This window comes from Streptomyces sp. SD31, from assembly GCF_052068475.1.
Classification (GTDB): domain Bacteria; phylum Actinomycetota; class Actinomycetes; order Streptomycetales; family Streptomycetaceae; genus Streptomyces.
On record NZ_JBQHCX010000004.1, the window covers coordinates 319,114 to 334,846 of the forward strand.

General features: G+C 73.1%; 12 protein-coding genes and 1 pseudogene. 10 read left to right on the forward strand and 3 right to left on the reverse strand.

Annotated features, from left to right (window positions below; all coding sequences use genetic code 11):
- Positions 1 to 220 precede the first annotated feature (220 nt).
- Positions 221 to 2,278, forward strand: coding sequence for an elongation factor G (fusA, locus tag ACTMVF_RS11300; RefSeq protein ID WP_441270810.1), 2,058 nt, complete (start codon positions 221 to 223; stop codon positions 2,276 to 2,278).
- 179 nt (positions 2,279 to 2,457) lie between these two features.
- On the opposite strand, the gene ACTMVF_RS11305 is transcribed toward fusA, so the two are convergent.
- Both ACTMVF_RS11305 and ACTMVF_RS11310 read right to left on the reverse strand, forming a co-directional pair.
- Positions 2,458 to 2,850: an SCO5389 family protein gene (locus ACTMVF_RS11305; protein ID WP_441270811.1), complete on the reverse strand. Its 393-nt coding sequence runs from the start codon at positions 2,848 to 2,850 to the stop codon at positions 2,458 to 2,460.
- Between the two features lie 56 nt (positions 2,851 to 2,906).
- The gene (locus tag ACTMVF_RS11310) at positions 2,907 to 3,857 is read right to left on the reverse strand and encodes a nucleotide-binding protein (protein ID WP_441270812.1); all 951 of its coding nucleotides are present in this window, start codon (positions 3,855 to 3,857) and stop codon (positions 2,907 to 2,909) included.
- 270 nt (positions 3,858 to 4,127) lie between these two features.
- On the opposite strand from ACTMVF_RS11310, the gene ACTMVF_RS11315 reads away from it, so the two are divergent.
- The 4 genes from ACTMVF_RS11315 to ACTMVF_RS11330 are packed head-to-tail and all read left to right on the forward strand — an operon-like array spanning position 4,128 to position 9,250.
- Complete coding sequence (locus ACTMVF_RS11315; protein ID WP_441270813.1) at positions 4,128 to 4,664, forward strand: GNAT family N-acetyltransferase; 537 nt, start codon at positions 4,128 to 4,130, stop codon at positions 4,662 to 4,664.
- A 3-nt stretch (positions 4,665 to 4,667) separates the two neighbouring features.
- Positions 4,668 to 6,173 (forward strand): ABC transporter substrate-binding protein, encoded by a 1,506-nt coding sequence (locus ACTMVF_RS11320; RefSeq protein WP_441270814.1) that lies wholly within the window; start codon positions 4,668 to 4,670, stop codon positions 6,171 to 6,173.
- Between the two features lie 3 nt (positions 6,174 to 6,176).
- Positions 6,177 to 8,027, forward strand: a complete 1,851-nt coding sequence (locus tag ACTMVF_RS11325; protein ID WP_441270815.1) for an ABC transporter permease subunit — start codon at positions 6,177 to 6,179, stop codon at positions 8,025 to 8,027.
- On the forward strand, positions 8,024 to 9,250 hold the full coding sequence (locus ACTMVF_RS11330; RefSeq protein ID WP_441270816.1) for an MDR family MFS transporter: 1,227 nt from the start codon (positions 8,024 to 8,026) through the stop codon (positions 9,248 to 9,250). The genes ACTMVF_RS11325 and ACTMVF_RS11330 overlap by 4 nt, the downstream gene beginning before the upstream one ends.
- A gap of 527 nt (positions 9,251 to 9,777) precedes the next feature.
- On the opposite strand, the gene ACTMVF_RS11335 is transcribed toward ACTMVF_RS11330, so the two are convergent.
- Positions 9,778 to 10,536, reverse strand: a complete 759-nt coding sequence (locus ACTMVF_RS11335) for a CDP-alcohol phosphatidyltransferase family protein (protein WP_441270817.1) — start codon at positions 10,534 to 10,536, stop codon at positions 9,778 to 9,780.
- 108 nt (positions 10,537 to 10,644) lie between these two features.
- Here ACTMVF_RS11335 and ACTMVF_RS11340 point away from each other — a divergent pair, with 108 nt between their 5' ends.
- From ACTMVF_RS11340 to ACTMVF_RS11360, 5 genes and pseudogenes are all read left to right on the forward strand, one after another.
- Positions 10,645 to 11,628, forward strand: coding sequence for a zinc-dependent alcohol dehydrogenase (locus ACTMVF_RS11340; RefSeq protein WP_441270818.1), 984 nt, complete (start codon positions 10,645 to 10,647; stop codon positions 11,626 to 11,628).
- Between the two features lie 150 nt (positions 11,629 to 11,778).
- A complete protein-coding gene (locus ACTMVF_RS11345) occupies positions 11,779 to 12,177 on the forward strand; it encodes a 6-pyruvoyl trahydropterin synthase family protein (protein WP_093747920.1) in 399 nt (132 codons plus the stop codon).
- Positions 12,178 to 12,290: 113 nt separating this feature from the next.
- Positions 12,291 to 13,481: a glycosyltransferase family 4 protein gene (locus tag ACTMVF_RS11350; RefSeq protein ID WP_441270955.1), complete on the forward strand. Its 1,191-nt coding sequence runs from the start codon at positions 12,291 to 12,293 to the stop codon at positions 13,479 to 13,481.
- Entirely contained in the window at positions 13,478 to 14,566 is a 1,089-nt protein-coding gene (locus ACTMVF_RS11355) for a class I SAM-dependent methyltransferase (protein WP_441270819.1), read from the forward strand. Before ACTMVF_RS11350 ends, ACTMVF_RS11355 begins: the two co-directional genes overlap by 4 nt.
- Positions 14,563 to 15,681 (forward strand): annotated as a pseudogene (locus ACTMVF_RS11360) (lysylphosphatidylglycerol synthase domain-containing protein); the annotation flags it as partial. The gene ACTMVF_RS11355 and the pseudogene ACTMVF_RS11360, both read left to right, overlap by 4 nt.
- Positions 15,682 to 15,733: the final 52 nt, after the last annotated feature.

Genomic DNA, 15,733 nt, shown 5'->3' on the forward strand with positions numbered 1-15,733 from the left:
CCGGTGCCCGCTGCGCGGCCGGTACCGGATGCCCGCGACGAACGCCTGAGAGCTCCGAGAGCGCCTGAGTTACGTCAACTCCCTTGCCGTACCTTGCCGTTCCTGCTGCCCCGCAGTCTGACGGGGCAGCAGGTCATGCTCACGTGCGCCTGCATGTCGTCCGGGAATCGCGCTGACCCGCTTCCGTTCCGCTTCCGGATCATCCGAAAGGCCAAGGGCCGTGCGCATCAACCTCGATACCCTCACCACCCTCACTGCCATCCGCAACCTCGGCATCCTCGCCCACGTCGACGCGGGAAAGACCACCGTCACCGAGCGGATCCTGTACGCCACCGGGACCACGCACAAGCGCGGCGAGGTCCACGACGGCACCACCGTCACCGACTTCGATCCGCAGGAGCGTGATCGCGGGATCACCATCTTCGCGGCGGCGGTCAGCTGCGCCTGGGACGGCCACCGCATCAACCTCATCGACACCCCGGGGCACGTCGACTTCGCCGACGAGGTGGAGCGTTCGCTGCGCGTCCTCGACGGCGCGGTCGCGGTGTTCGACGCCGTGGCCGGGGTCGAACCGCAGAGCGAGTCGGTATGGCGGCAGGCCGACCGGCACGGCGTGCCGAGAATCGCCTTCGTCAACAAGCTGGACCGGGCAGGGGCCGATCTCGACACGGCCGTGGCGTCGATCCGGGAACGGCTGCATCCGGCGCCGCTGGTCGTCCAGTTGCCCATCGGCACGGAGGACGGCTTCCGCGGTGTCGTGGACCTCGTGCGGATGCGGGCGCTGGTGTGGGTCGACGGCGCCGAGACGCTCGTAGAAGAGAACGTGCCGGACGATCTGCGGGAGGAGGCGCACCGGCGTCGACGGCTCCTGGAGGAGGCGGTGGCCGAACTGCATGCCGGCGCGCTGGAGGAGTTCTGCGCGCGGTCGGCGCTCTCGCCGGAGACCCTCGTCACCGCCCTGCGCGACCTGACCGGCAGCGGCGACGGCGTGGTCGTGCTGTGCGGCTCGGCCTACCGCAACCGCGGGATCGAGCCGTTGCTCGACGCGATCGTGGCGTATTTGCCGTCGCCCCTCGACGTACCGGCCGTACGCGGTCTGCACGACGGGGTGGAGGAGGACCGGCCCGCGGACCCGTCGGCGCCGTTCGCGGCGCTGGCGTTCAAGGTGAGTGCCACGTCGACCGGCAGGCTCACCTACCTGCGCGTGTACTCGGGAACGATCGAGAAGGGAGACACGGTGTTCGACGCCGGTGCGCGGCGCAGTGAGCGGATCGGGCGGATCCTGCGGGTCCAGGCCGACCGCCACGCCCAGGTGGACCGGGCGGTCGCCGGGGACATCGTGGCCGTGGTCGGCCTGAAGTCGGCTCGCACGGGTTCCACGCTCTGCGCACCGGGCGCTCCCCTCGTCCTCGAACCGCCGAGCGTGGCAGACCCGGTGGTGTCCGTGGCGGTCGAGGCCCGCAGGTCCACCGACACCGACCGGCTGGCCTCCGCGCTGGCCCGGCTGGCCGAGGAGGACCCGTCGCTGGTCGTGCGGACCGACGCCGAGACCGGGCAGACGGTGCTGTCCGGCATGGGCGAACTGCACCTGGAGGTCGCGGTGGAGAAGATCCGGCGGGAGGCCGGGCTGGACGTCAACGTCGGCCGCCCCCGAGTCGCCCACCGCGAAACGGTCGGCCGCGGGGTGTCCGGCTTCGTCTTCCGACACGTGAAACAGGACGGCGGCGCGGGGCAGTTCGCGCACGTGATCCTCGACGTGGAACCGCTGGAGACGGAGGCGGGTTTCGAGTTCCGCTCGACCGTCGTCGGCGGTCGCGTGCCGCAGGAGTACGTACGCGCCGTGGAGGCCGGCTGCCGGGACGCCCTCGCCGAAGGCCCGCTCGGCGGCCACCCGGTGACCGGGCTGCGCGTCACCCTCACCGACGGCTCGACCCACGTGAAGGACTCCTCCGACACGGCCTTCCGCACGGCCGGCCGACTCGGCCTCCGGGATGCCCTGCGCACCTGCGCGATGGTCCTCCTGGAGCCGGTCGTCGAGGTCACGGTGACCGTGCCCGAGGACGCGGTCGGCGGGGTCCTCGGCGACCTGGCTGCACGGCGAGGCCGCGTCTCGGGCTCGTCCACGCGCACGGGCGCGGCGGCCGTGACGGCGACCGTGCCGCTGGCCGAACTGTTCGGCTACGCGACGCGGTTGCGGAGCCGGACGCAGGGGCGGGGGACGTTCACGGCTCGGCCGACGGGGTACGCGGCGGCGCCGGTGGCCGCCGCACCGCGGTAGCGCAGCAGGGCCCGTCCCTTCGTGAGGACAGCGCCCTCCGCCGTCCACGGACGGCCCCTTGCCGCACGCGGGAGGGGCCGTCCCCGTCGGCGGGGTCGCGACGCCTTCTCAGGGAAGCCCCAGCACCGCCGTCCCAGGACGGCCATCGCTGCGAGCGGGTGCCGAGCGGGTGCGTCAGTTCAGCAGTCCCTGAACTCCGGCGACTGATTCAGCACCTGCGACCGCACCGAAGTGAACCGCGCATACGTCTCCCCACCCCGCGCCTCCGTCCGGAACGCCGCCACCCGGTGGCAGTTCTGGAAGGCCAGGGTCACGCCGAAGTGGCGCTCCAGGCTGGTGCGGATCGCGTCGCTGGCCAGGGCGCGCAGGAGTTGGCCGCGTTCCTGCTCCGACGGGGGAGGGGTCTGGTTGTCGGTGAACTCGGCCGTGCCCTCGCGCAGTTCGGTCGCGAGGGAGGCGATCAGGTCGTAGGCGTACGGCAGTGAAGTGCGGACGGTGTCCACGAAGTCCTCCTCGCGGATGTCACCGTGTTCGGCTTCGGCGAGGAGCTTGGGGGAGACGTCGAGAGACATGTGCGTATGTTCCTGTTCGGTGGTGGCGATCCGTGGTGCTGGGAGATACGTCGTCGTCAGGTCAGTGCCGTCGGGCCGGGCACGAACTCCGGGTCCACCTGAGCGGCCAGGTCGAGCCCCGTCCTGTCGTCCGCCCAGGCGCGCGCGTTGCGCAGGTGGAATTCGACGGCGTGGCGGTGGATCGTGGGCCAGTCCTTGGGGTGGGCGTCGACCGCCTCGCGCAGGATGTTGAGGGCGTGGACGTTGTGGGACTCCAACTCGCCCTGTTCCCGGCCCTGCTCGGCCGCGCGTACCCAGGAGGAGTGGACCAGGTGGGTGAGGAGGTCGTCGCCGACCTCTTCCTTGAGGAAGAGGAGGTCGTCCTCGCATGTCACCTTGTTGCCGATGACGGCGATGCGGATGCCGAACTCCCTGGCGTGGTCCCGGTACTGGCGGTACACCGAGACGCCCTTGCGTGTGGGCTCCGCCACCAGGAACGTCATGTCGAAGCGGGTGAACAGGCCCGACGCGAAGGCGTCCGCGCCGGCCGTCATGTCGACCACGGCGTATTCGCCGGGGCCGTCGACCAAGTGGCCGAGGTAGAGCTCGACCGCGCCGAGCTTGGAGTGGTAGCAGGCCACGCCCAGGTCGCTCTCGTCGAACTCGCCCGTCACCATCACCGGCACGTCCCCCACGTGCCGGACGTGCCGCGCGTGCAGTTCGTCGTCGCCGAGCAGGTTCAGGAGGCGGGAGCCTCTGCCGGGCGGGGTGGTCTTGATCATGGCGTCGGCGGACGGGATACGCGGGTTGGTGCCGCGCAGGAACTCCTTGATGTCCCTCAGGTGGGCGCCGAGGGGCGGGGCGTCCAGGGGGGCCTTCCCGTCGTGGCCCAGTGCCTCGGCGAGGTGCTGGTTGATGTCGCCGTCGATGGCCAGCACGGGCGCGCCGGCGCGGGCGAGGTGGCGGGAGAACAGTGCCGACAGGGTCGTCTTGCCGCTGCCGCCCTTGCCGACGAACGCGATACGCATCAGCAGCCGCCCGCTTTCACGGCTGGAGCGGCTGGAGCAGATGGAGCAGATGGAGCGGCCAGGGTGGTCAGGGCCGCCCTCCTGACCAGGGCGGCAGCCTTCAGGCTGCCCTTGTTGAAAATGGATGTCATGTGGCTAGGTTGTCGGCGGCTCGCGATCACTGTCAAATCGCCTGACCTGTAAGGGGATTGGGTGGGCGGCGGGCGAGTGGCGGGCGGGTCGCGGGGTCGGCCGTGATCAGCCCTGATGCTTAATGCATATGATGTGCAAGTGCACGACTACAGCATCAGGGCGGCAAGCCCGGACGACCTCGACGGTGCGCGAGCCCTGATGCTCGACACCGTCTACCGCGACTTCGGCACCGGCTATGTGCCCCGCTGGCACACGGACATCATCGACCCGGCCGCCGCCTACCTCGCCCCGCCCCGCCACACCCTCCTCGTCGCGCTCGACCCGCGCGACAACGGTGTCGTGGCCACCGCCGCCCTTGACTCCCGCGGTCCTGCCCACCCGCCGAACCCGCGCCACCTCGCCGAGCGCTACCCCTGCGGCGAGACCGCACAGCTGCGCCGCGTCTACGTCCGTCCCGAGCACCGCAGGCGCGGACTCGCCCGGCGGATGGTCGACGAACTGCTCGCCTTCGCGGCGGCGGACGGCGGCTACCGGTCCGTCTATCTGCACACCGACCCGAACGTGCCCGGTGCCGAGGCCTTCTGGCGCTCGCGCGGCAAGGTCGTGCACGACGAACGCGTGGATCCCGACGGCGCCTGCGGCGTCGTCCACTTCGAGATACCGATGGAGCGATAGAACGTGCGACAGAACGTGCGGCGCCCACTCCGCCCGCTCCTCGCCCTCGTGCTGGCCCCCATCCTGGCGGGCTGCTTCGCCTCCGGCGGTGGCACCGGCGCCGCGGGTGACGCCCAGGACGGCTCCCGCCTCCGCGTCGCCCTCGCCTTCCCGCCCGCCGAGAACCTCTCGCCGTACGGCGCCGACTCCACCATCCTCAGCCGCCTCGGCGTCACCGAGGGCCTGACCGCGCTGGACGCCAACGGCGCCGCGGCTCCGGCCCTCGCCGCCTCCTGGCAGCAGGAGAACGACCGCACCTGGCTGTTCACCCTGCGCGAGGCCACTTTCCAGGACGGCACAGCCGTCACCCCGGCCGCCGTCGCCGCCGCCCTCACCCACGCCACGCAGGCCAAGCCCGTCCCGGCCGCCCTCTCCGGCGTCACCCTCACCGCGAAGGCCGAGGGCAGCACCGGCGTACGGATCACCACCGGGGACCCCGACCCCGTCCTGCCGCTGCGTCTGTCCAGTCCTGCCCTCGCCGTCTTCTCCGGCAAGGCGTACGGCACCAAGGACAAGGTCGACCCGGTCGGCACCGCCACCGGGCCCTTCGAGCTCACCAAGGTCATGGGCGCCACCGCCGCCACCCTCGACCGCTACGACGACTACTGGGGCGGCCGCGCCCAGGCCACCGGCATCGACGTCAAGTTCGTCGCCGACGGCACCGCCCGCGCAAACGCCCTGCGAACGGACCAGGTCGACCTCGCCGAGGCGATCCCCGTCGGCCAGGCCGCCACCCTCGACAAGGCCACCCGCGAGGCGACCGCCACGACCCGCACCACGAGCCTGCTCCTCAACACCGAGAAGGGCGCCTTCAAGGACGCCGCGCTCCGGGCCGCCGCCCGGCAGGCCGTCGACACCTCCGCGTTCGCCACGGGTGTCTATGAGGGGTACGCCGACGCCGGCGTCGGCGTCTACGGGCCCGCCGTCACCTGGGCCGCCGGCAAGCGCACCGAGCCGGTCGGGCGGGCGAAGCCCGCACAGCCCGAGGGGACACGTATCACGCTCGCCACCTACGACAACCGGCCCGAACTCCCGGAAGTCGCCCAGGTGCTGAATCAGCAGTTGGAGAAGGCCGGGTTCGAGGTCACGCTGGAGGTGCGCGAGTACTCACGGCTGGAGAGCGACGCGCTGGACGGCAAGTTCGACGCCTTCGTCCTCGCCCGCAACACCCTCGTCGACACCGGCGACCCCGTCTCCGTCCTGGCCAGCGACTACACCTGCGACGGCGGCTACAACATCGCCCAGCTGTGCGACAGGGACGTCGACCGGGCCGTGGCCAAGGCCGAGGGCACCGCCGACACCGCCGAGCGGCAGGACGCGGCGATGGCCGCCGAGGCCCGGATCCTCGGCACGGACGCCGTCGTACCGCTGGTCCACCAGCGCATCATCACCGGCGTCGGGACCGACGTCCGTGGCGCGCTCCTCGACCCGTACGAGCGCACCCTCGTCGGCACCGGCACCCGGCGCTGACCCATGCGGCAGCGCACGGCCACGTTCCTGTGGCGGGTCGGGATCGCGGTCGCACTCGTCATCGCCATCGGCGTACTGCCCTGGCTCTCGCACACGGACCCGGCCCTCACCGTGCTCAAGGTCCGCTCGGCGGACCGCGACCCCACCCCCGAGGTGCTCGCGGACATCCGAGCCCAACTCGGCCTGGACAACGGCCCCTTCCACCTCCTCGGTGACTGGCTGGGTGGGCTGTGGCACGGGGACGCCGGCCGTTCGTGGATCTCCGGCACCGAGGTCACGCCCGCCGTGCTCCAGGCCCTGGGCGTGTCCCTGCTGCTGATGGCGGTGGCCCTCGCGGTCGCCGCCGTCACCGCGGCGCTGATCTGCGCCCGCACCCTGTGGCTTGGCGCACACCGGCGACTCGACGGGCGACGCCATCAGAAGGTGTGGCGCGGAGCGCCTCGTTGGAGGGGTGGTGGCGGGCGACGGGCGGGCGGCAGCGGTTCCGCCGTCCTCGCCGCACTGCCCGAGTTCCTCACTGCCTCCGTACTCGCCACCGTCGTAGGCGTCCAACTCGGCTGGCTCCCGGCCCTCGGCTGGTACGGCCCCCAGTGGACGATCCTCCCCGCCCTCGCCCTCGGCCTCCCCGCCGGGGCCGTCCTCGGCCGCCTTTTCGACGACCTGCTGCCCGGCGCCTTCGCCGAGCCCTGGGCCCTGGCGGCCACCGCACGCGGACTTCCCGGCCGCACCGTCGCCCGCCAGGCCCTGCGCCGCTGCATGCCCGGACTGCTGCCCAACACCGGCCTGTTCGTCGTAGGACTGACCGGCGGATCGGTCACCGTCGAGCAGATCTTCGACATCCCCGGCCTGGGCCGCACCACCCTCCAGGCCGCCCTCGCCCAGGACCTGCCCGTCCTCCAGGTCGGCACGCTCGCCCTCATCCTGCTCGCCGCGGTGGCCGCCGGACTGGCCCGCCTCCTCGCCCGCCTGCTGATCGGCCCGGCCCTGCGCGACGGCGCACTGCCGTCCCTGCACCGGCCGTCGCCCCCCGCCCGCGGAATCCTGCCTCTCGCCTACGGCAGCCTGCTGGTCGCCGTCATCGCCCTCGGCCTGCCCCGCGACCCGCTGGCCCTCGACACCGCCGAGCGACTCGCCGCCCCTTCCCCGGCGCACCCGTTCGGCACCGACGCCCTCGGCCGGGACGTCCTCGCCCGCGTCGCCCACGGCGCCCTCGACACCCTGCTGCTCGCCCTCGCGATCACCACCGCCACCCTGCTCACCGGGCTGGCGCTCGGCCTGCTGCCCCGGCTGTCCGGCCCGCTCGTCGACACCGTCACCGCGCTGCCGCCGGTCCTCGTCGCCCTGCTCGTCACCGCGGTCGTCGGCAGCGGAACCGCCACGCCCGCGCTCGCCGTGGCCGCCGTCGCCTGGGCGCCGCTGGCCGCCCACACCTCCGCGCTGCTACGGCAGGAGCGCGCGGCACTCCACCTGACCGCCACCCGCGCGCTGGGCGCCGGCCCCTGGTACCTGCTGCGCCACGAACTCCTCCCCGCCGTCCTGCCCCCCGTCACCCGCCACGCCCTGCTCCGTCTGCCCGGCATCGCCCTCGCGCTCGCCTCGCTGGCCTTCCTCGGCCTGGGCGCGCAGCCGCCCTCCCCGGAGTGGGGCCTGCTCCTCGCCGAGAACCAGCCCTACGCCGAGCGCGCCCCCTGGGCGGTCCTCGCCCCCGCCGCCGTACTCGCCCTGCTGGGCGCGCTGGCGGTGACGGCGGCGGGGGGAGTGTCCTGGGGCCGCCGTCGACACCGCAGGGCCGAGCCCGTCCCGCAGTCGCCCGAACCACAGTCACCCACTCGGGAGTTGGTGAAGACCGGATGACCTCGCTGCTGTCGCACGGCCTGCGCAAGGCGCCGGACCGCCCCCGCCTCTCTCCCCTCCTCCGTCTGCTCATCCTCACCCAACTCGCCTTCAACATAGGCTTCTTCGCCGTCCTGCCCTTCCTCTCCGAGCACCTGGGACAGGCCGTCGGCATGGCGGGCTGGCTGGTCGGGTTCGTGCTGGGGCTGCGGACCTTCAGCCAACAGGGGCTGTTCGTGGTGGGCGGGGCGCTGGCCGACCGGTACGGCATCCGGCCGGTCGTCCTCACGGGCTGCGTCCTGCGCATCGCGGGGTTCGCATGGCTCGGGTACGCACGCGAGACCTGGGCGGTCATCGGCGCGGTGCTGCTGATCGGGTTCGCCGCCGCGCTGTTCTCACCCGCCGTGGAGTCCGAGGTCGCCCGGCAGGCGGTGCTGTGGGAGGAGTCGGGGGCCGGTTCCCGAACCCGCGTCCTCGCCCTGCTGACGGTGGCCGGACAGGCGGGCGCGTTCGTCGGACCACTGATCGGCGCACTCCTGCTCTCGGTGGACTTCCGCACGGTCTGCCTCGCCGGCGCCGGAATCTTCGTACTCGTCCTCGCCGGACACGCGTGGCTGCTGCCGCAGCACATACCCGGGCGAGGGGGCGTCCGGTTCCGCGGCGGCATGGGGAAGCTGCTGCGCAACCGGCGCTTCCTCGCCCTGTGCTGCGCGTACGGCGCCTACCTGCTCGCCTACAACCAGCTCTACCTCGCCCTCCCCGACGAGGTGGAGCGCGCCACGGGCTCCCAGGCGGCGCTGGCCTGGCTGTTCGCCCTGTCCTCGCTGCTGGTGGTGGTCGCCCAGCTGCCGGTCACCCGTTGGGTGGGGGAGCGGCTCACCCTGCGCCGGTCCATGGTGGCCGGACTGCTGCTGATCGCGGCGGGGTTCGCGGTCGTGGCCGCCGCCCGACCCGCCGACTGGACGGGCACGGCAGGTCTGTTGCCCGCGGCCGGCTTCGTCGTCCTGCTCACCCTCGGCCAGATGCTCGTCGCGCCGGTCGCCCGCGCCTGGGTCCCCGACCTCGCCGAGGAGGGCCGACTCGGCCTCTACACCGGCGCGTTGTCCTCGGTCTCCGGCCTGATCGTCCTCGTCGGCAGCTCGGCGACGGGAACCCTCCTAGACACCGGTCTGCCGACCGCCGTGCCCTGGCTGGTGCTGGCGGCCGTACCGGTCGCGGCGATAGCCCTGCTACCGCGCAGATAGAGGCGGTGCGCCCCCGCGACGGCGTTGCCGCGGCCGGGTGGAAGCATGCGCGGCGTGGGGCTGGGCGGGGGTGGGTCGCGCGGCCCGGCGCGGAATGACTCCGTCGGTCGGGCGGGGTCATAGGCATCGCCCGCTTGCCGACGGGCCCGGCGTGGGGGCTGGGCGGGGGTAGATCGCGCGACCCGGCGCCAGCGGGGTGCCGCCCGCGCCCACCCGTGCCGCCCCAGCGGCACGACTGCCCGCGGGTTGGGCGGGACGGCCCGCAGTCGCGTACGGCGGGAAGGGGACGTGCCGGGGGGTGTCCGCCCGCAGAGTCGGGCGTCAAGACACGGCACCTCCAGCGCAACGCCCACCGCCCGACCGAGGACGGACACCCCCCGGCACGGCCCCGACCCACCACCCACCCGCAGGCGCTACCCGCACCCCCACCGAACCGGCACAGGCGCCGCAGGCACCCGACACGCACCCCCACCGAACAGCAACAGGCCGCCGCAGGCACCCCCGCCCAACCGCCGGAGGCAGGCCGCTCAGGACGCCACCAACTCCCGCACCTCCGCCACGGAAACCCGCTCCACCCGCGACGTCCGCCACAGCCACAGGATGTCCCGGCCGAACGACCAGACCAGCGCCGCCAGAGCAGTCGCGGCGACCGCGAACGTCCCCATGTAGGGGAGGAACCCGGACGCGGCCAGCAGCAGGAACACGCCCTGCATGGCGGCGACCGTCTTGCGGGCCGTGCTCGGCGGAAGCGGGGCGTTCAGCCAGGGCCAGACGCGGGCGGCGGCGACGAAGCCGTAGCGCATGGCGCCGATGAGCAGGACCCACGGCCCCAGCGACATCGAGACGTACACGCTCAACACCAGGATCAGGAACGCGTCCACCTCCATGTCGAAGCGTGCGCCCAGCGCCGTCGACGTCCCGGTGCGGCGGGCCACCTTGCCGTCCACGCCGTCGAGGATCAGGGCGACCGCCGTCAGACCGACGAACAACGTCACCGGCGGTGAACTCTCGAAGGAGTCCGCCACCAGCGCCGTGACGCCGCCCACCAGCGTCGCGCGGCCGAGGGTGACCCGGTTCGCCGGGCCGAACGAGCGCAGCCCGGACCGGTGCAGGGCCAGCGAGAGCAGCGCCCAGGAGGCGATGGCGAAGACGAGGCCGGTCAGCCACCCCGCCGGCCCCAGGCCGATCGCCGAACCGAGCAGGGCCAGCAACAGGATCTGCACGCCCGCTCCCACAGCGGTCTCCTGCTGGACCAGCCTTGCTTCGTACGTGTTGTTCAGGGCCACCGCACATTCCTCCGGCCAGGTGACAGAGTCGATCAAGGCCGCGTACTGTGCGCGACCTGTGCACACCTCGGTACGTGAACAGCTTCCCGATCGTTCAGGAGGATCCCGATGAACCGCACCGCACGTGCGTTCTGGCTCAGCTCTCCGGGTGAAGGAGAGATCCGGGAGGTCATCCTGCCGGAACCGGGCGAGGGAGACGTGCTCGTGCGGTCGCTGTACTCCGGAGTCAGCCGGGGCACGGAGACGCTCGTGTTCCGGGGCGAGGTCCCCGAGAGCCAGTACGCGGCCATGCGGGCGCCGTTCCAGGAGGGCGAGTTCCCCGCCCCGGTGAAGTACGGCTACCTGAGCGTCGGCGTGGTGGAGGAGGGACCGGACGAACTCCTCGGCCGCACCGTCTTCTGTCTCCATCCGCATCAGACCCGCTACGTCGTCCCCGCGAGCGCGGTGACCGTCGTACCGGACACCGTCCCCGCCGAACGGGCCGTCCTCGCCGGCACCGTCGAGACCGCGGTCAACGCGCTCTGGGACGCAGCTCCCCTGATCGGTGACCGGATCGCCGTGGTCGGCGGCGGTATGGTCGGCTGCTCGGTGGCCGCCCTGCTGGCCCGCTTCCCGGGCATACGGCTCCAGTTGGTCGACGCCGACCCCGGCCGGGCGAAGGTCGCCGAGGCTCTCGGTATCGACTTCGCCACGCCCGACGACGCGCTCGGCGACTGCGACCTGGTCGTCCACGCCAGCGCCACCGAGCAGGGCCTCGCCAGGGCGCTGGAGTTGCTCACCGCCGAGGGCACGGTCCTCGAACTCAGCTGGTACGGCGACCGGCAGATCAGCCTCCCGCTGGGCGAGGCCTTCCACTCCCGGCGGCTCGTCATCCGCAGCAGTCAGGTCGGCACCGTCTCCCCGGCCCGCCGCGCCAGCCGTACCTACGCCGACCGGCTCGCCCTCGCCCTCGACCTGCTCGCCGACCCCGCCCTCGACGCCCTCGTCACCGGGGAGAGCGCGTTCGAGGAACTGCCCGCGGTCATGCCGAAGCTCACCTCCGGGGAGATCCCGGCGCTCTGTCATCGCGTCAGGTACACGGACACGCCCTGACGGACTCGTTCAATTGGGGACGACAAGAGCGCCTGACCTGAGAAAAGAGTGAGAGACGGCTGAACAACGGGAAGCGAAGAGCCGTACTACACGGCATCCCCGGCAGCGACGAGCCGGGGACTAGGCGTACCGCACCTGGAGGGTCGTCCGTTGTTCAGCATCACCGTCCGCGATCACATCATGATCGCCCACAGCTTCCGCGGCGACGTCTTCGGCCCCGCGCAGCGCCTGCATGGAGCGACGTTCCTGGTGGACGCCACGTTCCGGCGCGAGCAGCTGGACGACGACAACATCGTCGTCGACATCGGACTGGCCACGCGGGAACTGGGCGCCGTCGTCGGCGAGCTCAACTACCGGAACCTGGACAACGAACCCGACTTCGCCGGGATCAACACGTCCACCGAGTTCCTGGCCAAGGTCATCGCCGACCGGCTCGCCGAGCGCATCGAGAAGGGCGCGCTGGGCGAGGGCGCGAAGGGTCTCGCAGGGCTCACCGTCACCCTGCACGAGTCGCATGTCGCGTGGGCGAGTTATGAGCGTGCGCTGTGACCGACATGACCGTGGACCGCACCGGGGCGGTGGTGAGCCGCACCGACGCGGTGGTGAGCCGCACCGATGCGGTGGTGAGCCGGACCGACGCGGTGGTGAGCCGCACCGACGCGATGGTGAGCCGGACCGACGTGACCGTGAACGGTGCGCGACTCGGCTACGTGCCCATGCAGCACTCCGTTCTGAAGAATGCCGACATCATTCCCATGTCCCTGCGCTCCGTGCACTTCGTCATGCCGGGCGGCGTCGACGACCCGGCCGCGCCGAGCGGCGGCAACGCCTACGACCGGCGGGTGAGTCTGGATCTGCCCGGCTTCGGCTGGCAGGTCCACAAGCACGCGGTGGACGGGAGCTGGCCCAGCCCCGGGGCGGCGGCCCGTGCGGAACTCGCCCGTACGCTGCGGGAGTTCCCGGACGGCACGGTCGTCCTCCTCGACGGGCTGGTCGCCTGCGGCGTGCCCGAGATCATCGTCCCGGAGGTGGAGCGGCTGCGCCTCGCGGTCCTCGTGCATCTGCCGCTCGGTGACGAGACGGGGCTCGACCCCGCCGTCGCCGCGGAGCTGGACGCCCTCGAACGCACCGTGCTGCGGGCCGTCCCCGCGGTCATCGCCACCAGCGACTGGGCGGTCCGCCGCCTCGTCGCCCACCACGGCCTCGCCCCCGAGCGGGTCCATGTCGCCGCCCCCGGCGCCGACATCGCGCCCCTCGCGTCCGGCACGGACGGTGTGTCCCGGCTGTTGTGCGTGGCCGCCGTGACCCCGCGCAAGGGGCAGCACCGGCTGGTGGAGGCGCTGGCGGCGGTGACCGACCTGCCGTGGAGCTGTGTGTGCGTGGGCGGGCTGAACCAGGATCCCGAGTACGTGGCCGGGCTGCGGTCGCTGATAGCGCGGCACGGCCTGGAGGACCGACTGATCCTGGCGGGCCCGCAGGCCGGCGCCGAACTCGACGCCAGCTACAACGCCGCCGACCTCATGGTGCTCACCTCCTACGCCGAGACGTACGGCATGGCGGTGACGGAAGCGCTCGCACGCGGCATCCCCGTGCTGGCCACGGACGTCGGCGGACTGCCGGAGGCGGTCGGCCGGGCGCCCGACGGAGGCGTCCCCGGCATCCTCGTCCCGCCGGAGAACCCCGCCGCGATCGCCGCCGAGCTGCGCGGCTGGTTCGGCGAGGCGGACGTACGACGCCGACTGAAGGCGGCGGCCCGGGGACGCCGGGCCGCCCTGAACGGCTGGGCCGGCACGGCCCGCAGCCTGGCCGCGGTACTGGGCCGACTGCCGAACGAACCCCGGAGGGCGGCATGAGGAAGACGGCAACGACACCGAGCGGGGGGACGATTCCGGCACAGCCGGGACCCAGGGACGCGACGGAGGCGACGAACGCGTCGGCTGCGGCGCAGCCGCCCGGCCCGCAGCGCGGGATCGTTTCGGCGGAGGGCGACATGGGCGGCGTATCCGTACCGGCGGGGTCCGACACGGACGCCGTGATCCTCGGGGCCGGGCCGAGCTTCCGTCCCGGGGAGCGGGCCACCGTACGGCTCAGGGACGCCGGTCCCGACGACCCGCCCCGCTACGCCCCCGAGTGGCTGGAGCTGCGTGAAGGCGCCGATGCCGCCGCTCGGGCGCACGACCTGCTCGACCCGCTGCGGATCCGGCTGGCCAACATGCCGGGACGGGCCGGAGTGGTCATCCACGACGTGGGCTGCGGCACCGGCTCCATGGGCCGTTGGCTCGCGCCCCACCTCGACGGCTCCCAGCACTGGGTCCTGCACGACCGCGACCCCTACCTCCTGCACTTCGCCGCCGTGGCCTCCCCGCGCTCCTCCGCCGACGGCAGCCGGGTCACGGTCGAGACGCGCCGCGGCGACATCGGCCGTCTCACCCCGGACGCCCTCGCCGGCGCCTCGCTGGTGACCGCCTCGGCACTGCTGGACGTCCTCACCCGCGAGGAGGTCGACACCCTCGCCGCCGCGTGTGCGGGCGCCGGCTGCCCGGCACTGCTGACGCTCTCCGTCGCCGGCCGCGTCGAACTCACCCCGTCCGACCCGCTGGACACCGAGATCGCCGAGGCGTTCAACGCCCATCAGCGGCGCTCGGGCATGCTGGGCCCGGACGCGATCACGGCAGCGGCCGAGGCCTTCTCCGAGCACGGCGCGACCGTCCAGGTGCACCCGAGCCCCTGGCGTCTCGGCCCTGGCGAGTCGGCGCTCACCGCCCAGTGGCTGCGCGGCTGGGTCGGCGCGGCGGTCGAGCAACGCCCCGAACTCCGCGAGCGTGCCGACCGCTACCTGCAAGACCGCCTCGCCGCCTGCCAGGCGGGTGAGCTGCACGTCGTGGTCCACCACAGCGACCTTCTGGCGCTGTGCAGGCCGACGGGCGGAGCGTCATGAGCGTGGAGACGGTGGTGAAGGCGAGCGCCCCGCGGCGGGGCGCCAAGCCGCGAGAGCGGCGAGTGAGGGCACTGGCCGTGAGCACGGTCGCCGCCCTCCCCGAGGTGCCCTCCGCTGCCCGGCTCACCACCAAGCCCACGGCACCTCCCGCCTCCGCCACCACTCCCGCCCCTGTAGCCGTCTCCCCCTCCCGCATCGGCGTCATCGTCGCCGAGCCCCGCTCGGGAACGCCCACCCCTGGCGCGGCGCGCCCCCGTACGACCCCACGCACCCTCCTGTCCCGCCTCAACACTCCCGCCTTCCGCACCCACTTGGGCACGGCCGTCGGCGTCGTCATCCTCGCGGTGCTGTTCTGGCGGCTCGGTACCGGTGTCTTCCTCGACGGGCTGCGGCGGATCGACGGGCCGGCGCTGGTCGCGGCGCTCGGGATCGGGCTCGTCACCACCGTGCTCAGCGCCTGGCGTTGGCAGTTGGTGGCCAGAGGCCTGCGGATCCGGCTGCCGCTCGGGCCGGCCGTCGCCGACTACTACCGCGCCCTGTTCCTCAACGCGGCCCTCCCCGGCGGCCTCCTCGGCGATGTGCACCGCGCGGTGCGGCACGGGCAGAGCACCGGTGACATGGGGCGCGGCGTCCGCACGGTCGTGCTCGAACGGACGGCCGGCCAGGTCGTCCTCGCGGTCGTCGGCGCCGCCGTACTGCTGACCATGCCGTCACCGGTGCTGAGCGAGGCCCGGAACCTGACCCCCGTCCTGCTGTTCGCCGCGGTGGGCGCGTTCGCCGTGGTGGCCGCCGTGCGCATGAACCGCGCGCCCTCCCGCCGTGACCGGACCGACCCGACCGCTCTGCGCACGACGCTCGGCGAGGCCCGCGAGGCCCTGCTGTCCCGCCGCAACGGACCCGGGGTCGCCGTCTCCTCCGTCGTCGTCCTCGCCGGGCACCTCGCGATGTTCGTGCTCGCCGCGAGGATCGCCGGCTCCGCCGCCTCCGTGGCCGTCCTGGTGCCGCTCGCCGTCCTCGCCCTGCTCGCCATGGGCCTGCCCCTGAACGTCGGCGGCTTCGGCCCCCGCGAGGGCGTCACCGCCTGGGCGTTCGGCGCCGCGGGGCTGGGTGCCGACACCGGGCTGGCCGTCGCCGTCGTGTACGGCGTGCTCAGCTTCGTGGCCGCAC